18 protein-coding genes are annotated in these 15,667 nt (G+C 61.3%); 15 read left to right on the forward strand and 3 right to left on the reverse strand.

The window, feature by feature from the left end; all coding sequences use genetic code 11:
• Positions 1–49: 49 nt before the first annotated feature.
• Positions 50–1,252, reverse strand: a complete 1,203-nt coding sequence (locus INF37_RS00200) for a BMP family ABC transporter substrate-binding protein (protein WP_101692606.1) — start codon at positions 1,250–1,252, stop codon at positions 50–52.
• 140 nt (positions 1,253–1,392) lie between these two features.
• Complete coding sequence (locus INF37_RS00205; RefSeq protein ID WP_101692605.1) at positions 1,393–1,971, reverse strand: xanthine phosphoribosyltransferase; 579 nt, start codon at positions 1,969–1,971, stop codon at positions 1,393–1,395.
• Between the two features lie 288 nt (positions 1,972–2,259).
• Between INF37_RS00205 and INF37_RS00210 the strand changes: the two genes are divergently transcribed.
• Positions 2,260–3,909 (forward strand): S-layer homology domain-containing protein, encoded by a 1,650-nt coding sequence (locus tag INF37_RS00210; RefSeq protein WP_193535652.1) that lies wholly within the window; start codon positions 2,260–2,262, stop codon positions 3,907–3,909.
• A gap of 46 nt (positions 3,910–3,955) precedes the next feature.
• The gene (locus INF37_RS00215) at positions 3,956–4,819 is read left to right on the forward strand and encodes a YitT family protein (protein WP_186963215.1); all 864 of its coding nucleotides are present in this window, start codon (positions 3,956–3,958) and stop codon (positions 4,817–4,819) included.
• Positions 4,820–4,870: 51 nt separating this feature from the next.
• On the opposite strand, the gene INF37_RS00220 is transcribed toward INF37_RS00215, so the two are convergent.
• Complete coding sequence (locus tag INF37_RS00220) at positions 4,871–5,182, reverse strand: hypothetical protein (RefSeq protein ID WP_101692602.1); 312 nt, start codon at positions 5,180–5,182, stop codon at positions 4,871–4,873.
• A 213-nt stretch (positions 5,183–5,395) separates the two neighbouring features.
• Between INF37_RS00220 and INF37_RS00225 the strand changes: the two genes are divergently transcribed.
• From INF37_RS00225 to hisS, 13 genes are all read left to right on the forward strand, one after another.
• Positions 5,396–6,208 (forward strand): ParB/RepB/Spo0J family partition protein, encoded by an 813-nt coding sequence (locus INF37_RS00225; RefSeq protein ID WP_101692601.1) that lies wholly within the window; start codon positions 5,396–5,398, stop codon positions 6,206–6,208.
• A 248-nt stretch (positions 6,209–6,456) separates the two neighbouring features.
• On the forward strand, positions 6,457–7,218 hold the full coding sequence (locus INF37_RS00230; protein WP_101692600.1) for a ParA family protein: 762 nt from the start codon (positions 6,457–6,459) through the stop codon (positions 7,216–7,218).
• Positions 7,219–7,249: 31 nt separating this feature from the next.
• The gene (locus INF37_RS00235) at positions 7,250–8,149 is read left to right on the forward strand and encodes a ParB/RepB/Spo0J family partition protein (protein WP_193535654.1); all 900 of its coding nucleotides are present in this window, start codon (positions 7,250–7,252) and stop codon (positions 8,147–8,149) included.
• A 3-nt stretch (positions 8,150–8,152) separates the two neighbouring features.
• Positions 8,153–8,731, forward strand: a complete 579-nt coding sequence (locus INF37_RS00240) for a hypothetical protein (RefSeq protein WP_193535656.1) — start codon at positions 8,153–8,155, stop codon at positions 8,729–8,731.
• A gap of 48 nt (positions 8,732–8,779) precedes the next feature.
• Positions 8,780–10,084, forward strand: a complete 1,305-nt coding sequence (gene serS, locus INF37_RS00245; RefSeq protein ID WP_101692597.1) for a serine--tRNA ligase — start codon at positions 8,780–8,782, stop codon at positions 10,082–10,084.
• 85 nt (positions 10,085–10,169) lie between these two features.
• Positions 10,170–10,565: a large conductance mechanosensitive channel protein MscL gene (gene mscL / locus INF37_RS00250; protein WP_101692596.1), complete on the forward strand. Its 396-nt coding sequence runs from the start codon at positions 10,170–10,172 to the stop codon at positions 10,563–10,565.
• Positions 10,565–10,891: a hypothetical protein gene (locus INF37_RS00255; RefSeq protein WP_101692595.1), complete on the forward strand. Its 327-nt coding sequence runs from the start codon at positions 10,565–10,567 to the stop codon at positions 10,889–10,891. The genes mscL and INF37_RS00255 overlap by 1 nt, the downstream gene beginning before the upstream one ends.
• A 4-nt stretch (positions 10,892–10,895) precedes the next feature.
• Positions 10,896–11,612 (forward strand): 16S rRNA (guanine(527)-N(7))-methyltransferase RsmG, encoded by a 717-nt coding sequence (gene rsmG / locus INF37_RS00260; protein WP_193535658.1) that lies wholly within the window; start codon positions 10,896–10,898, stop codon positions 11,610–11,612.
• A 115-nt stretch (positions 11,613–11,727) separates the two neighbouring features.
• Positions 11,728–12,468, forward strand: coding sequence for a septum site-determining protein MinD (gene minD / locus INF37_RS00265; RefSeq protein ID WP_101692593.1), 741 nt, complete (start codon positions 11,728–11,730; stop codon positions 12,466–12,468).
• Positions 12,469–12,511: 43 nt separating this feature from the next.
• Positions 12,512–12,928, forward strand: coding sequence for a methylglyoxal synthase (locus tag INF37_RS00270; RefSeq protein WP_101692592.1), 417 nt, complete (start codon positions 12,512–12,514; stop codon positions 12,926–12,928).
• Between the two features lie 92 nt (positions 12,929–13,020).
• Positions 13,021–13,503, forward strand: coding sequence for a hypothetical protein (locus INF37_RS00275; RefSeq protein ID WP_193535660.1), 483 nt, complete (start codon positions 13,021–13,023; stop codon positions 13,501–13,503).
• A 28-nt stretch (positions 13,504–13,531) separates the two neighbouring features.
• Entirely contained in the window at positions 13,532–13,906 is a 375-nt protein-coding gene (locus INF37_RS00280; protein ID WP_193535662.1) for a hypothetical protein, read from the forward strand.
• Between the two features lie 343 nt (positions 13,907–14,249).
• On the forward strand, positions 14,250–15,602 hold the full coding sequence (hisS, locus tag INF37_RS00285; protein WP_193535664.1) for a histidine--tRNA ligase: 1,353 nt from the start codon (positions 14,250–14,252) through the stop codon (positions 15,600–15,602).
• Positions 15,603–15,667 lie beyond the last annotated feature (65 nt).

Below are 15,667 nucleotides of genomic sequence, written 5' to 3' on the forward strand. Positions count from 1 at the left end.
TGCGGGAATGCGCAGCCCCGCCCGGGGTGTTGCCGTCGGTTGCTCTCGGTTACTGGTCGGACACCACGGTGATGCCGTCCACAATATAGTCAAAGTAGGGGGCGCTGGTCTTGCCGCCGGCCACATCGCTCTCGATGAAGGCCTCGCCCTCAGCCAGGTCCAGCACGTCCTTCTCGCTGCCGTCGGGGTTGTAGGACACGCCGTGCAGCGGACCGGCAAAGACCTGGAGGCTGCCGTCCTTCAGGCCGGCCTCGGCGGCCTCGATGGCCTCCTGGGTGCCCTCGGCGGCGATGGCCTCATTCAGGGGGGTAAGGAGGACGGCGCCGTCGGCATAGCCCTGGCTCCAGTCCTTGGGGATCTCCTTGCCGTCCAGGACTGCCTGGACCGCCTCGGTGAAGTAGATGCCCCAGTCGATGCGGGTGGACAGGAGGGAGGCACCGGGAGCGGCCTCGGTCATGTCGGCGTTGTAGCCCACCTGGAAGGCGCCGTTCATCTCGGCGGTGGTGGCGGGGCCGGTGGAGTCGGAGTGCTGGCTCACCACGCCGCAGCCCCGGTCGATGAGGGCCTGAGCGGTCTGGCTCTCCAGGCTGGCGTCATTCCAGGTATTGGTATAGATGACGTCCATGGTCACTTCGGGGTAGACGCTCTTGGCGCCCAGATAGAAGGCGGTGTAGCCCGAAATAACCTCGGCATAGGGATAGGCGCCCACATAGCCCAGCTTGGGATTGCCGATCTCCTTGGCCTTCATGCCGGCGGCGATACCGGCCAGGTAGCGGCCCTCGTAGATGTTGGCAAAGCAGTTATGCAGGTTGGGCAGATCCTCTGTGTGGGCCTGGGTACCGGTGGCATGGCAGAACTGGATGTCGGGATTCTCCCGGGCCGCCATGGTCACATAGTCACCAAAGCCAAAGCTGGTGGCGAAGATGATGTCGCATTCCCGGTCGATCAGGTCGTTGAGGGCATCGGCGCAGGCATCGTTTTCCGGGATGTTGTACTTGGTGATGATCTGGTCGTCGGAGAGACCCAGATTGGCCTGCATCTCTTTGACGCCCTGGACCATGTTGTAGGTGTAGCCCATGTCGCTCTCGTCGCCGATGTGGACAAAGCCTACCTTCAGCTCCTCCTTGGCTACACCGGCCGTCTCTCCCCCGCCGCTTCCGCTGGGAGCCGGAGTTTCCTCACCGCCGCCGCAGGCGGCCAGCCCTACGGCCAGCGTACCGGCCAGGAGCATCGCCAAAATCCGCTTTTTCATACCATGTTCCTCCTTTTCACATTGGTCTTTGCAAGAGTGTCCTTGTGTATCCTATAACGGCGCGTGCCGTAATAGACATATGATCTGCGCAATACCTGCAAGAGAAAAAACGGGAGAGGCGCGCACCTCTCCCGCGGTTCTTATTCGCAGAACTCGATGGAGTTGGTGGCCTCGTCCATAGACTTGACCCGGGCCAGAGACTCCACCCGCACGCCCATGGAGCGAATCAGGTCGCCGCCGGGCTGGAAGGCCTTCTCCACGCAGATGCCGGCGCCCACCAGGGTGGCGCCCGCGTCCCGCACCAGGTTGATCAGACCCTGGAGCGCGCTGCCGTTGGCCAGGAAGTCGTCGATGAGGAGCACACGGTCCTCAGGGCCCAAAAACTCCTTGGACACGATGATATCGTACACCTTTCCGTGGGTGAAGGACTCCACCTTGGAGGTGTACACATCGCCGGCGATGTTCTTGGTCTTGTTCTTCTTGGCAAAGATCACGGGCACGTTAAAAAACTGCGCGGTGATGCACGCAATGCCGATGCCCGAGGCTTCGATGGTGAGAATTTTGTTCACGCCGCAGTCCCCGTACAGGCGCTTGAACTCCTTGCCGATCTCATTGATGAGGCCGATATCCATCTGATGATTGAGGAAACGGTCTACCTTGAGCACCTCGGTGCCCCGGATGGTGCCATCCTTGCGAATGCGCTCTTCCAACAGTTTCATAGCTCTTCTCCCATTCTCGTCATTCATTGGTCCCGCGAGGGACTTTCTCTTTGTTTTATCATAGCAAAAAAAAGCACCTCCGTCACCCCCTTTTCATCGAAAAATGGTTTTCTTAGAAACAAAATATTTTGTTGTTCCACCACAGTTCGACCCCTTCCGTCCGGGTATCCATTGCGTTTACTTCCTTCGCCTGCTACAATGAAAGCGGCATCTGTCCGGGTTCTCCTCCCGGACAGGAGTCTCACCCGATCGAGTTATCCATCCGCTGATTCATAAGGAGGTTTTTTCATGCGACGCAGACTTCTCTCTCTGGCGCTTTCCGCCGGATTGATGCTCTCTCTGTCCGCCCCCGCTCTGGCTTACAGCGATACCGCCGGCCACTGGGCCGAGTCGGTCATCCAGCGGGCCACCAATTACGGCCTGATGGTGGGCTATGAGGACGGCCGCTTCGGCGTGGCCGACAACCTCAACCGCGCTTCCTTTGTGACCATCCTCTGCCAGATGTTCTCCTGGGAGGCGGTCCGGCCCGATCACGCCAGCTTCATCGACTGTCCCTCCTCCCACTGGGCCTACGGCTATGTGGAGGCGGCCCGGGCCCACGGCGTCATGGACGCGGGTGGTAGCTTCCGCCCCGACGACTACATCAGCCGGGAGGAAATGGCCGTCATGCTGGTCAAGGCCCTGGGCTATGACACGCTGGCAAAGAGCGCCGCGGCCGATCTGCCCTTCTCCGACGTGACCGAGAACCAGGGCTATATCTCCCTGGCCTACCACATCGGCATGGTCTCGGGCATCGAGGAGGACGGCAAGCTTCTCTTCAAGCCCGCCAGCTCGGCCACACGGGCCGAGGCCGCCACCATGCTGGTGCAGGTCTATGAGCGCTATACCTCCACCATTGAGTGGCTCCATGGGTTCTATGCTCTCTCCTCGTACAGCCAGATCGACCTGACCCGGCAGATGGACGCCGTCTCGGTGGGCTGGGCCCGGATGGAGTACGATCCCCAGCGGGGAGCGGTCCTCAACACCACCAGCGCGGAGGGCAACGACTGGAAAATCCCCGCTCAGAGCGAGGCGGCCACCGGCTATTTTGAAAGCAATGGCATCCCCTATAACCTGTGTGTCTTTGGAAGCGCTTCCGACTCCATCACCCTCCCGGACGGCACCACCACTTCCACTGTGGCGGCCGTGACCGCCTCTTCTGCCAGCCGGGCCCAGGCCGTGGCCGCGCTGGCCGCCGCCGCGTCCGACTATGCGGGCATCACCATTGACTTTGAGGGACTCAAGGACAAGGACGGCCTGAAGGAGCACTTTGCCTCCTTTATGTCCGAACTGCGTGCCGCCCTTCCGGCGGACAAGCGTCTCTACGTGTGCGTCCAGCCCGGGCCCTATAACAATGGCTTTGACTTTAAATCCCTGGGGGAGAGCTGTGACAAGGTCATCCTCATGGCCCACGACTACCGCCCGCCGGTCTCCGGCCTGAAGGTGGGCTCCATCCCCTCGGAGAGCTTTGCCCTCACCCCCTTCTCCAAGATCTATGCCGCCCTGGTGGAGATCACCGACCCCCTCACCGGCGTGCAGGACAAGAGCAAGCTGGCCTTGGCCTTCTCCATGGATACCACCGGCTTCCGGATCGACGAGAACGGGCGTGTGCTGGAGAGCAAGTATTACCGTCCCACCATGGAGACCCTCTCCCAGCGCCTGGCCCAGAGCGACACCACTGTTACTTACAGCCAGACCGCCCGCAATCCCTACGCCATCTACACCGACGAGAGCGGGGCGCGCTATCAGGTCTGGTTTGAGGATGCCCAGAGCATTGCGGACAAGATCGATCTGGCCCAGATGTTCGGCATCACCGGCTTCTCCTTCTGGCGCCTGGGGAACATCCCCACCTATAGCAACTACAACCTGTGGACCGCCGTCCAGGCCGAACGTCCATAGCCCATTACTGGATCGGAGAGATCCATCAACAGGAGGATGACCTGACATGAAGGCATCATGGAACGCACGGCTCCGGGACGTTTTCCTCATGACACTGGGGATTGTTCTGGTCTCCATCGGCGTGTATTTCTTCAAATTTCCCAACAACTTCTCCATGGGCGGCGTATCCGGCCTGGCCGTGATTTTGGCCCCTCTCTCGCCCTGGCCCTGGCTGAGCGCCTCGGCCATCAACGGCGTGATCAATATTCTCTTCCTCTTCCTGGGCTTTGCCATGCTCAACCGTGGGTTCGGCCTGCGCACGGTCTACTGCTCCATCCTCTACTCCCTGGTCATCCAGGCCTTTGAGTGGATCTGTCCCCTGGATGCCCCCCTCACCCACGAGAAGATGCTGGAGCTCTTCTTTGCCGTCATCTTCCCCGCCCTGGGCTCGGCCATCCTCTTCAACATCAACGCCTCCTCCGGCGGCACCGACATCGTGGCCATGATTCTGAAAAAGTACACCGGCCTGGATGTGGGCAAGGCCCTGCTTCTGTCCGACGTGGTCATTGCCGCCTCCACCTTCCTGATCTTCGATGTGGAGACCGGTCTCTTCTCTATGCTGGGCCTGGTGCTCAAATCGGTGCTGGTGGACAGCGTCATCGAATCCCTCAACCGCCGGAAAAACTTCTTTATCATCACCTCCGACCCCCGTATGGCCTGCGACTACATCACCCTCCGCCTCCACCGGGGCGCCACAGTGTGGGAGGGCGAGGGCGCCTATACCCACGAAAAGCACTGGGTGGTCCTCACCGCGCTCTCCCGGGGCCAGGCGGTGGCCCTGCGCCGCTACCTCAAGGAGAACGATCCCCAGGCCTTCTTTATCATCGCCAATTCCAGCGAGATCTTCGGCAAAGGCTTCCTGCGGGCCTGAGTACAAAAAACTGCGGCCGGATACCAATGGTATCCGGCCGCAGTTTTTCTCTTATCGCAGAAGTTGGATGCCTCCCACGATGGGCAGGGGCTTCTCCACATCCTGAGCCGCGTTGATGATGCCCACAATGGTCAACACCAACAGCACCAGATAGAGGATCTGTACCACGATCAGCAGCAGCCAGCCCAGCACCGGGATGACCGCTAAAATCTGCGAGACCACCGAGAGCACCAGACTGCACACACACAGGGTCAGCGCCTGGTTCAGGTGAAAGCGGCAGGCCGCCCGGTCCCCCAGCAAAAGCGCAATAATCAGTCCAATCAGCGTCAAATATGCCACAACATTGGTTGCTTTCCGACTCATAGCCGTTGGCTCCTTTCCTCTCTTTCCACCAGGGCATGCCGCCCCGGGCCCGCGTGATTTGGGTTCTTTCAGTATAGCACAGCGCTCCGGCCGGCTTCAAGGGCGACCAGAGCTTTAGGAAATATTTCCCACTCGACCCCCTTCCCCTCCCTTTGCGCGATTGTATGGTAAAATATGGTTATCAAATCTGTTGTGACAAGGAGGGAAGCTCCCATGCTTTTATCTCGAAAAAAGGGACTCTTTGAGAGTACCCGCGTCCTCTTTCTCCCCGCCGACGCCATTGCGCCCAACCCGAACCAGCCCCGCAAGGCCTTTGCCCAGGACGGCTTGGAGGAACTGGCCGCCAGCATCCGGTTATATGGCATCCTTCAGCCCCTTTCAGTGCGCAAGGTGGAGAGCGGCTATGAGCTGGTCTCCGGGGAGCGCCGGCTCCGCGCCTCTCAGATGGCAGGACTGACCCAGGTTCCCTGTATTCTGGTCAATGTAGATGATGAGGCCTCCTCTCTGCTGGCCCTCATTGAAAATCTCCAGCGGCGGGATCTGGATTTTGTAGAAGAGGCAGCTGCTCTGGCCAAGCTGATTCGCACCTTCCACCTCTCCCAGGAGGAGGCCGCCCAGAAGATTGGAAAATCCCAGTCTGCGGTGGCCAACAAGCTCCGGCTCCTCCGCCTCCCCCCCGATGTACTGGCCCTGCTGCGGGAGAAGCACTACTCCGAGCGGCACGCCCGCGCCCTCCTCCGTCTGCCCACCGCCGAGGAGCAGCGCTCCGCCGCCCACTATGTGGTGGAGCACTCCCTCACCGTGGCCCGCACTGAGGAGTACATTGACTCTCTCCTGGCTCCTCCTCCGGCCGCTCCCCGGCGCAAGCCGGTCTTTATCCTCAAGGATGTCCGGCTCTTTCTCAATTCCATTACCAAGGGACTGAGCATGATGCAGAGCGCGGGGGTAGATGCTAACTGTGACCGGGAGGATACTGAGGACTCCATCCTGCTCACCATTCGCATCCCAAAGCGCGGTCGAAGCTGATGTTTCACGTGAAACCATCTTCCCCTTCTTTTTTCCCTCTCTCCGTATGTTTCACGTGAAACATACGGAGTTGTTTTTTTATTTTTGCATTTTCGGTTGCGCTCCATCCAGGATGGCATTATAATAAGGTCTGCTGAATCTATGTTCCGGTGGTTTTTGCTTTTATCCCACTCAGGGCTGTATTATGGAAACCACTTGGCAAAATTCAACTTACTTATTCTACCGTGCAGGTAAAAGGCAGGTGCATTATGGCAAAAACCATCGCAATCGTCAACCAGAAAGGCGGCGTCGGCAAAACTACCACCTGCGTCAATCTGGCCGCCGCCCTGAAGGCCTTGGGCTCCCGGGTACTGGTGTGCGATTTTGATCCCCAGGCCAACACCACGTCCGGCTTTGGGGTGGACAAGGTGACCGCCTCTCCCAACATCTATGATGTGTTGGTCAACGACGCGGATATCACCAAGGCCATCGTTCACACCGACTATGCCGACGTGCTCCCCACCAACAAGGCGCTCACCGGCGCCACGGTGGAGATGATCGCCATGGACCGGCGGGAATACCGGCTCAAGGACGCGCTCTCCAAAGTGGCGGGAGACTATGACTACATCTTCATTGACTGTCCTCCCTCTCTGGAGCTGCTCACCCTCAACGCCCTGTGTGCGGCTGACAGCATCCTGGTGCCGGTCCAGTGCGAATACTATGCCCTGGAGGGACTGTCCGATCTCCTCTCCACCGTGCGGATCGTCAAGCGGGCCCTCAACCCGGACATCACCATGGAGGGCGTGGTCCTCACCATGTACGACGGGCGCACCAACCTCTCGCTCCAGGTGGCCGAGGAGGTCAAGCGCCATTTCCCCGGGCAGGTCTATGCCACCGTCATCCCCCGCAATGTACGGCTCTCCGAGGCCCCCAGCCACGGACTTCCCGTGTCGGCCTACGACAGCTTTTCCCGGGGTGCAGAGGCCTATGCCGCCCTGGCCCAGGAGGTCCTGGACCAGAACCGCACCTGAAGCTCACATCACTTAGGAAAGGACTGAGTATATGGCATCCTCAAAGGACCGCGGACTGGGCAAGGGCCTGGGCGCCCTGCTGGGCGACAACGCCCTTCAGCCCCAGGAGGGCGGTTCCCTCTCCCTCCCCATCTCCGAGGTACAGCCGGGCCTCAAGCAGCCCCGCAAGCGCTTTGACGATGAGACGCTGGCCGATCTGGCCGACTCCATCCGCACCCACGGCATCATCCAGCCCCTCACCGTCCGCCGCCTCTCCTCCGGCTATTATCAAATCATCGCCGGGGAGCGCCGCTGGCGGGCCGCCAAGCTGGCGGGTCTCCATGAGGTCCCCGCCGTCATCATTGAGGCCGACGACCGCACCGTGATGGAGCTGGGCCTCATCGAAAACCTCCAGCGGGAGGACCTGAATCCCATCGAAGAAGCGGCCGGCTATCAGACCCTCATCGACGAGTACGGCCTCACCCAGGAGGAGGTCTCCAAGCGGGTGGGCAAGTCCCGCTCGGCCGTGACCAACGCCCTGCGTCTCCTCTCCCTGCCCGACGCGGTACACCTTCTGTTGGAGGAGGGGCGTCTCTCGGCAGGTCACGCCCGGGCCATCCTCTCCTGCCCCGTGAAGGAGCTCCAGAAGAAGCTGGCTCAGAAGGTGGTCAATGACGGACTCTCCGTCCGCCAGACCGAGGCGCTGGCCAAGCGGCTGGCCAAGTCGGAGGAGGCCCTGGATGAGACCCCCGCCGCACCGGCTGCCGCCGACTTCTCCCTCTACCTGCGGGACGCGGAAAAGGATCTCTCCAGCCGCTTCGGCCGGAAGGTGCATATTATAAATGGTAAGAAGAAGGGTAAAATCGAATTGGAGTATTACAATACCGATGACCTGAATCTTCTCCTGGAGGTGCTGGAGCAGCTCCCCTCCTCCGGAAAGGAGGTCGAATAAGCCGTGCACGATGACAACCACGAGCAGCCTCTTCAGCATGAGGCGGAGCACGCCAAGCCGGGTAAGAAGAACGCGGTGCTCCTCTATCTGGTGATCCTCTTTGCCGCGGCCTTCCTCCTGTTGCTCCTCTCCTATTTTATGCAGCAGCGCACCAATCAGGAACGCTATAACGACCTGCAGCAGACCTCCAATTCCACCGTGCAGACCCTGGATAACATGCTCCAGGAGAATGAGGATCTGAAAAACCGGGTGGCCGAGCTGGAGGAAGCCAACGAGGCTCTCCACGAACAGCTCCAGGACAGCCGGGTGGAGCTGGCGGAGGAAAAGGAGTCCTCTCAGCAGGCCCTCACCGCCATGGACTGGTTCTGGCGCATCCAGCGGCAGTACTCCCGGGGCTACTACACGAAGGCCCGGGAACTCATCGCCGCCTTTGAGGCCACCGGCCTTCCCCAGTATCTCCCCACCGAGAACCTGACCGGCCAGGAGGGTCTCTCCCCTGCCGAGCAGTACCGGGATATCCTGGACCTGCTGGATGTGGAGACGACCTCCGCGCCCTCCCCTTCCCCCTCTGCCCAGCCCTGAGCGGCAGAGCTTCCCCCCGCGCGATTTTGAATGACGAGGTGTAACACAATGTTGGATATTCGTTTTGTCCGGGAAAACCCCGAACTGGTCAAGGAAAATATCAAGAAGAAGTTCCAGGAGGAGAAGCTCCCCCTGGTGGACAAGGTGCTGGAGCTGGACGCTGAGAACCGCGCCACCATCCAGGAGGCCCAGGACCTGCGCACCGCCCGCAACTCCAAGTCCAAGCAGGTGGGCGTGCTGATGGGCCAGTCCAAGAAGGACCCCTCCAAGCTGGCCGAGGCCGAGGCCCTCAAGGCTGAGGTCAAGGCGGACGCCGACCGTCTGGCCTATCTGGAGGGTCGCGAGACTGAGCTGGCCGAGGAGATCCGCAAGATCATGCTGGTCATCCCCCAGATCATCGATCCCTCCGTGCCCATCGGTCCCGACGACTCCGCCAATGTGGAGGTGGAGCGCTTCGGCGAGCCCGTGGTGCCCGACTACCCCATCCCCTACCACACCGAGATCATGGAGTCCTTTGACGGCATCGACATGGACGCCGCCGGCCGGGTGTCCGGCTCCGGCTTCTACTACCTGCTGGGCGACATCGCCCGCCTCCACGAGGCCGTGCTGGCCTATGGCCGTGACTTTATGATCGACAAGGGCTTCACCTACTGCATCCCCCCCTTCATGATCCACGGCAACGTGGTGGAGGGCGTCATGTCCTTCGCCGACATGGAGTCCATGATGTACAAGATCGAGGGCGAGGACCTCTACCTCATCGGCACCAGCGAGCACTCCATGATCGGCCGCTTCATCGACCAGATCATCCCCGCCGAGAAGATGCCCCAGACCCTCACCTCCTACTCCCCCTGCTTCCGGAAGGAGAAGGGCTCTCACGGCATCGAGGAGCGCGGCGTCTACCGCATCCACCAGTTCGAGAAGCAGGAGATGATCGTGGTCTGTAAGCCCGAGGAGTCCATGGACTGGTACGAGAAGATGTGGCGCTACTCCGTGGAGCTCTTCCGCAACTTCGACATTCCCGTGCGCCAGCTGGAGTGCTGCTCCGGCGACCTGGCCGACCTGAAGGTCAAGTCCTGCGACATCGAAGCCTGGAGCCCCCGTCAACAGAAGTACTTCGAGGTCTGCTCCTGCTCCAACCTGGGCGACGCCCAGGCCCGCCGCCTGAAGATCCGCTACCGGGACGACGAGGGCAAGGTCTGCCTGGCTCACACCCTCAACAACACCTGCGTGGCTCCCCCCCGCATGCTCATCGCCCTGCTGGAGAACAACCTCCAGGCCGACGGCAGCGTGAAGATCCCCAAGGTCCTCCAGCCCTACATGGGCGGCAAGGAAGTCCTGCTGCCCAAGAAATAAGAGCGCACATCCAAACACAAGACCCGGGGCGGCGGAATTCCGCCGCCCCTTCCCTTCTTTTTTATTTACGATCGTGAGGTTTATCATGTCAGTCAATCAAAAGGCCACCGGCTTTCTGGCCGAGTTCCGCAAGTTCATTGCCCGGGGCAATGTCATGGACCTGGCGGTGGGCGTCATCATCGGCGGCGCCTTCAAGTCCATTGCCGACTCCCTGTCCAACGACCTGCTCATGCCGCTGCTGGGTCTGCTGACCCCCAGCGGACTCTCCCTCTCCGGCTGGACCATCGGTCCGGTGGCCGTGGGACATTTTCTGGACACGGTGCTCAGCTTTCTTATTACCGCCTTCGCGCTGTTCTGCCTGATCAAGGCCCTGAATGTGTTCCACCGGAAAAAGGAGGAGGCCCCTGCCGCTCCTCCCGCTCCCTCCAAAGAGGAAATCCTGCTCACCGAGATCCGTGATTTGCTGAAGGAGAGATCGTAATGCCGGACGACAAGATCCCCGGAGAGAACAAGCCCACCTATACCCCCGCCTCCCCCATCAAGCGTGCCCTGGCCTGGATGGGCATTGTCTACATGGTCATCCTGGTCCTTCTCACCACCTATAATCTGGCCACGGGGGAGCCGCTCCACGGTATCCCCGGCATCCTGCTCTTCCCCGCCTGCGGCGGACTCTCCGCCATCTCTTTTCTGAAATACCGCGCCGAGAAGCGTCTGCCCATGCTCCTCCTGGCCGTGCTGGCCGCCGTGGCCTGCCTGGTCAATCTGGTGCTGGGTGTGACCGCTCTCCTGGGCGCACTGGGAGGTTGAGCCCATGAAAGAACAAATTCAAGCGGGGCTGTCCGCCCTGGGTCTTCTGGACCGGGTGCCCGCCCAGGCTCCGGACCAGCTGGCCGAATACGGCCGTCTCCTGCTGGAAAAGAATCAGGTCATGAACCTGACCGCCATCACCGACCCCGACCAGGTGGTCAAGCTCCACATGCTGGACTGTGCCGCCCTCCTCACCTGCGCCGACTTTGCGGACAAGCGCCTCGTCGACGTGGGCACCGGAGCCGGTTTTCCCGGCATGGTGCTCAAGATCCTGGTCCCCTCTCTGGATGTGGTGCTGCTGGACAGCCTGAATAAGCGCCTAGACTGGCTGGGCGAGGTGGCCCAGACTCTGGGGCTCTCCGGCATCCAGACCCTCCACGCCCGGGCCGAGGAGCAGGCCCTCCATCCCGGCTGGCGGGACAGCTTTGACCTGGTGACCTCCCGGGCGGTGGCGTCCCTGGAGCTGCTCAGCGAGCTGTGCCTTCCCTATGTGAAGGTGGGCGGACAGTTCCTGGCCATGAAGGCCGTGGACTGTGAAGAAGAGCTCTCCCGCGCCGCGGCGGGGATCGCCAAGCTGGGCGGGACCCTGCGCCCCAGCCAGGACTATACCATCCCCGGCACGGAAGTCACCCACCGTCTGGTGCGTGTGGACAAGACTTCCCCCACCCCAAAGGGCTATCCCAGAAGATGGGCTAAAATACAGAAATCGCCTATAAGATAAAGAAATTCTAAAAAATGGTTTCATTTTTTCTGATTTGCACAAATTCAGAGGGAAAGACCATTGTATTTTCCGCCATTTTATGATACATTAGACTGGCGAAAAGGGAGGCAACCCCATGTCAACTGCAATCGCGATCACCTCCGGCAAGGGTGGGACGGGCAAGACCTCACTCACCGGCGGCGTGGCCTCCTGCCTGGCCGCCCTGGGACACAAGGTTTTGTGCATCGATATGGACATCGGACTGCGCAATCTGGACCTTTCCCTGGGGATGAGCGACCGCGCCCTGATGGACTTTACCGACGTGGTATCCGGCCGCACGACGCTGGAAAAGGCAGCGGTGGCCCACCCGGTCATCCAGGGCCTCTATCTTCTCACCGCGCCGCTGACCCAGCCCCGGGATGTGATCACTGAGGAAAAACTGCGCGCCTTCCTGGCGCAGGCCAAGGCTTCCTACGACTATGTGCTGATGGACGCCCCCGCCGGTCTGGGCGGCGGGTTCCGTATGTCGGTCTGCGGCGCGGACCGGGCGCTGGTGGTCTCCACCACCGACGCCTCCGCCCTGCGGGACGCCCAGCGCACCGTGGGAGAGCTGAGCCGTTCCATCCGTTCCCTGCATCTGGTGGTCAACCGGGTGCAGCCCAAGCTGCTCCGGCAGCTGCGCACGACCATTGACGACGCCATGGACGCCGCCGGTCTGCCCCTTTTGGGCGTCGTGCCCGAGGACCCTCAGGTTATGCTGGCCGCCAACCGGGGCCAGCCCCTCATCCTGATGGCCCGCTACGGCGCCGCCCGGGCCTATCTCAACATTGCCCGCCGCCTGACCGGCGAGCGCGTCCCGCTGATGCGGATCCGGTAAGCCGGTCCGCCCCTGTATTTCTCAACACGAGAGGAGTCCTGTTATGAATATCGCCCTGATGAGCCATGACCGCAAGAAAGAGCTGATGGTGCAGTTCTGCATCGCTTACTGCGGCATCCTGTCCAAGCACACCCTGTGCGCCACCAACACCACCGGACGGCTGGTGGCCGAGGCCACGGGTCTGCCGGTCAATCTCTTCCTGTCCCACACCCACGGCGGCAGCCAGCAGATCGGCGCCCGCATCGCCTACAATGAGATCGACATGGTGCTCTTCTTCTCCGATCCCCAGTCCACTGATCTGGAGGCCGATCTCAACTATATCACCCGCCTGTGCGACCAGTACAACATCCCCTTCGCCACCAACGTGGCCACGGCCGAGATGCTGATCCACGGTCTGGAGCGGGGCGATCTGGACTGGAGAGATATCATCAATCCCAAGACCAAACCTTTTACCGCCTAAGTGCAGCCGGGCCGTCTCTCGCGGCCCGGTTTTCCACATTATGCGCTCTTTTTGTGGAAAACATTTCGCTTTTTCAGAGAGGAGGCACCCCTATGGACCCCAAAAAGCGATACCGTCTCTCCGTCCTGGGCGTGGGGATTGGGTTTCTGGCCCTGGGCTGGATGAACCTCTCCCTCCACAGCGAGGTGGAAAACCTCTCCCGCCGGGTCAGTGACTATCAGGAGAATGTGACCCACTGGAACCAGGAATTCAGCCGCTCCCTCTCCAACCAGGAGACCACCATCCGGGACGCCCTGGCGTCCGAGGCCGGCCTCTTTACCGGCGTGGAGACCGCGCTGGACGACCAGGACGGCGGCCTGGTCCTGGCGGTCTCTCTCATCCCCAAGGAGTTTTCCCCGGGGGACAGCGCCCTCCTCGCCTTGGACACCGGGGAGAGCATCCCTCTGACCTACCAGGAGAACGGGCGGCTCACCGGCGCCCTCCCCTGCTCTCTGCGGCGGGAGCTCAAGCCGTCGGTGACCCTCCTGCGGGGGGGAGACACGCTATTCCGAGGCACTCCCCACCCTTTCCAGTGATACGCTCTACCTCAGCGGGGATTGCAGCATGGGGCCGGAGGACACCGCCCTTCCCACCCGGATGGACCTGAACCTCTACCCCGCTGACTCCACCCTCACCCTCTCCACCCTGGAGGTGGAGGTCCGCGCTGTCCATCCCACGGACGAGAGTCTGCCCGGTGAGCTGCTGGCCTCCTTCCCCGCGTCCAAGCAGTCCGACGGGAGCTGGCAGGCCGATCTGAGCTCCTTTTCCGGGGACGGGCAGGAGGAGCCTCTCCTCTACTGGATCGCCGGGCGCAGCGACGGCGGTCTGGAGCTGCGCAGCTCCTACTCCGCCAGTGAGGTGGTCTTCTCTTCGGACAACAGCTTCTCCTATGCCTACGGTTCCTTTAATCTTGTCCCGGTTTTTCCGGAGGATAGTTGACTTTTTCCCCGGTTTGGGATACTATTGAGGGGCATGACCGCTATGACGGGGCAAGTACCGCGGACACCGCCGGACAGAGAGGCGCGCCTTTGGGCTGCAAGCGCGCCACGGCAAGGAACACGGGAGACGGCCTTACCAGCGGGCCCGGAGACGGGCGCGGTCCCCTTCCCGCACCAGTGAAGGCCAGAGGGCGGAGGTTTCTCTCTCCGCTGAACATGGGTGGCACCACGGAAGCAGACGCTTTCGTCCCATAGGAGATGGGACGAAAGCGTTTTTTTATCCTCCCGCTCCCAATACGGATATCCCGTCACATCCACTATCCTTCTATAAAGGAGAAATCACTATGGCTCAAATCAAACCCCGCACCCTTTCCGGTTTTATGGAGCTGCTGCCCGCCCGGCAGGTCCAGTTTGACCGGATGGTGGAGACCCTGCGCAAGACCTATTCCCTCTACGGCTTCACCCCCCTGGACACTCCCGCCATCGAGGCCAGCGAGGTCCTGCTGGCCAAGGGCGGCGGCGAGACCGAGAAGCAGATCTACCGCTTCACCAAGGGAGACAGCGACCTCTCCCTGCGCTTTGACCTCACCGTCCCCCTGGCCAAGTATGTGGCCCTCCACACCGGTGACCTGACCTTCCCCTTCCGCCGCTTCCAGATCGGCAAGGTTTACCGGGGCGAGCGGGCCCAGCGGGGCCGCTTCCGGGAGTTCTATCAGGCCGACATCGACGTCATCGGCGACGGCTCCCTGGACATCATCAACGAGGCGGAGATCCCCTCCATCATCTACAAGACCTTTACCGCCCTGGGCCTCAAGCGCTTCCAGATCCGGGTGAACAACCGCAAGGTCCTGAACGGCCTCTTTGAGATCCTGGGCCTGAAGGAGCAGGCCGGGGACGTGATGCGCACTATCGACAAGCTGGAGAAGATCGGCCCCGAGAAGGTCAAGGAGCTGCTGGTGAACGAGTTCTCCGTCCCCGCCGCCACCGCCGATCAGCTGCTGGAGCTCCTCTCCACCGCCGATCCCATGGCCGCCCTCAACGCCCTCAAGGGGCAGAACGAGCTCTTTGACCGGGGCGTGGAGGAGCTCTCCACCGTGGTGAATTATATGTCTGCCTTCGGCGTCCCCGCGGAAAACTATCAGGTGGACCTGACCATCGCCCGCGGTCTGGACTACTACACCGGCACCGTCTACGAGACCGCCATGCTGGATCACCCGGAGATCGGCTCCATCTGCTCCGGCGGCCGGTATGATAACCTGGCGGAATATTACACCAACAAACAACTCCCCGGCGTGGGCATCTCCATCGGCCTGACCCGGCTCTTCTTCGTGCTGGAGGACCAGAAGTACCTGAACGACGACCTGCTCACTGCCCCCGCCGACGTGCTGGTGCTGCCCATGACGCAGGACCTCTCCCCCGCCATTGCCCTGGCCACCCAGCTGCGGGAGGCGGGCATCCGCACCCAGCTCTACACCGAGAACAAGAAGTTCAAGCAGAAGATCGGCTACGCCGACAAGCTGGGCATCCCCTATGTCATCTTCCTGGGCGAAGATGAGGTGAAAGAGGGCAAGGCCGCCGTCAAGGACATGGCCACCGGTGAGCAGCTCACCCAGAGCATGGAGGAGGCCATCGACCGCATCCGTGCGGGTCTGGCCCAGCGGGCTGAGGGCACCCCCATCCGGGATCCCCACAACTGATGTTTGGGGCCTATCCCCCAAATTTTTAAGCCAGTTAGTTATATTTCTTTTCTATATTACGATTT

This window comes from Pseudoflavonifractor gallinarum, assembly GCF_014982855.1.
In the GTDB taxonomy this organism is placed as follows: Bacteria; Bacillota; Clostridia; order Oscillospirales; family Oscillospiraceae; genus Pseudoflavonifractor_A; species Pseudoflavonifractor_A gallinarum.

Coding starts and splice junctions, on each gene's coding strand:
- INF37_RS00215 (WP_186963215.1), top strand. CDS start 3,956: ATGAAGGCATCATGGAACGCACGGCTCCGGGACGTTTTCCTCATGACA.
- INF37_RS00280 (WP_193535662.1), top strand. CDS start 13,532: ATGGGGCCGGAGGACACCGCCCTTCCCACCCGGATGGACCTGAACCTC.
- INF37_RS00200 (WP_101692606.1), bottom strand. CDS start 1,252: ATGAAAAAGCGGATTTTGGCGATGCTCCTGGCCGGTACGCTGGCCGTA.
- serS (WP_101692597.1), top strand. CDS start 8,780: ATGTTGGATATTCGTTTTGTCCGGGAAAACCCCGAACTGGTCAAGGAA.
- rsmG (WP_193535658.1), top strand. CDS start 10,896: ATGAAAGAACAAATTCAAGCGGGGCTGTCCGCCCTGGGTCTTCTGGAC.
- INF37_RS00230 (WP_101692600.1), top strand. CDS start 6,457: ATGGCAAAAACCATCGCAATCGTCAACCAGAAAGGCGGCGTCGGCAAA.
- INF37_RS00255 (WP_101692595.1), top strand. CDS start 10,565: ATGCCGGACGACAAGATCCCCGGAGAGAACAAGCCCACCTATACCCCC.
- INF37_RS00205 (WP_101692605.1), bottom strand. CDS start 1,971: ATGAAACTGTTGGAAGAGCGCATTCGCAAGGATGGCACCATCCGGGGC.
- hisS (WP_193535664.1), top strand. CDS start 14,250: ATGGCTCAAATCAAACCCCGCACCCTTTCCGGTTTTATGGAGCTGCTG.
- INF37_RS00235 (WP_193535654.1), top strand. CDS start 7,250: ATGGCATCCTCAAAGGACCGCGGACTGGGCAAGGGCCTGGGCGCCCTG.
- INF37_RS00225 (WP_101692601.1), top strand. CDS start 5,396: ATGCTTTTATCTCGAAAAAAGGGACTCTTTGAGAGTACCCGCGTCCTC.
- mscL (WP_101692596.1), top strand. CDS start 10,170: ATGTCAGTCAATCAAAAGGCCACCGGCTTTCTGGCCGAGTTCCGCAAG.
- INF37_RS00275 (WP_193535660.1), top strand. CDS start 13,021: ATGGACCCCAAAAAGCGATACCGTCTCTCCGTCCTGGGCGTGGGGATT.
- INF37_RS00210 (WP_193535652.1), top strand. CDS start 2,260: ATGCGACGCAGACTTCTCTCTCTGGCGCTTTCCGCCGGATTGATGCTC.
- INF37_RS00220 (WP_101692602.1), bottom strand. CDS start 5,182: ATGAGTCGGAAAGCAACCAATGTTGTGGCATATTTGACGCTGATTGGA.
- minD (WP_101692593.1), top strand. CDS start 11,728: ATGTCAACTGCAATCGCGATCACCTCCGGCAAGGGTGGGACGGGCAAG.
- INF37_RS00270 (WP_101692592.1), top strand. CDS start 12,512: ATGAATATCGCCCTGATGAGCCATGACCGCAAGAAAGAGCTGATGGTG.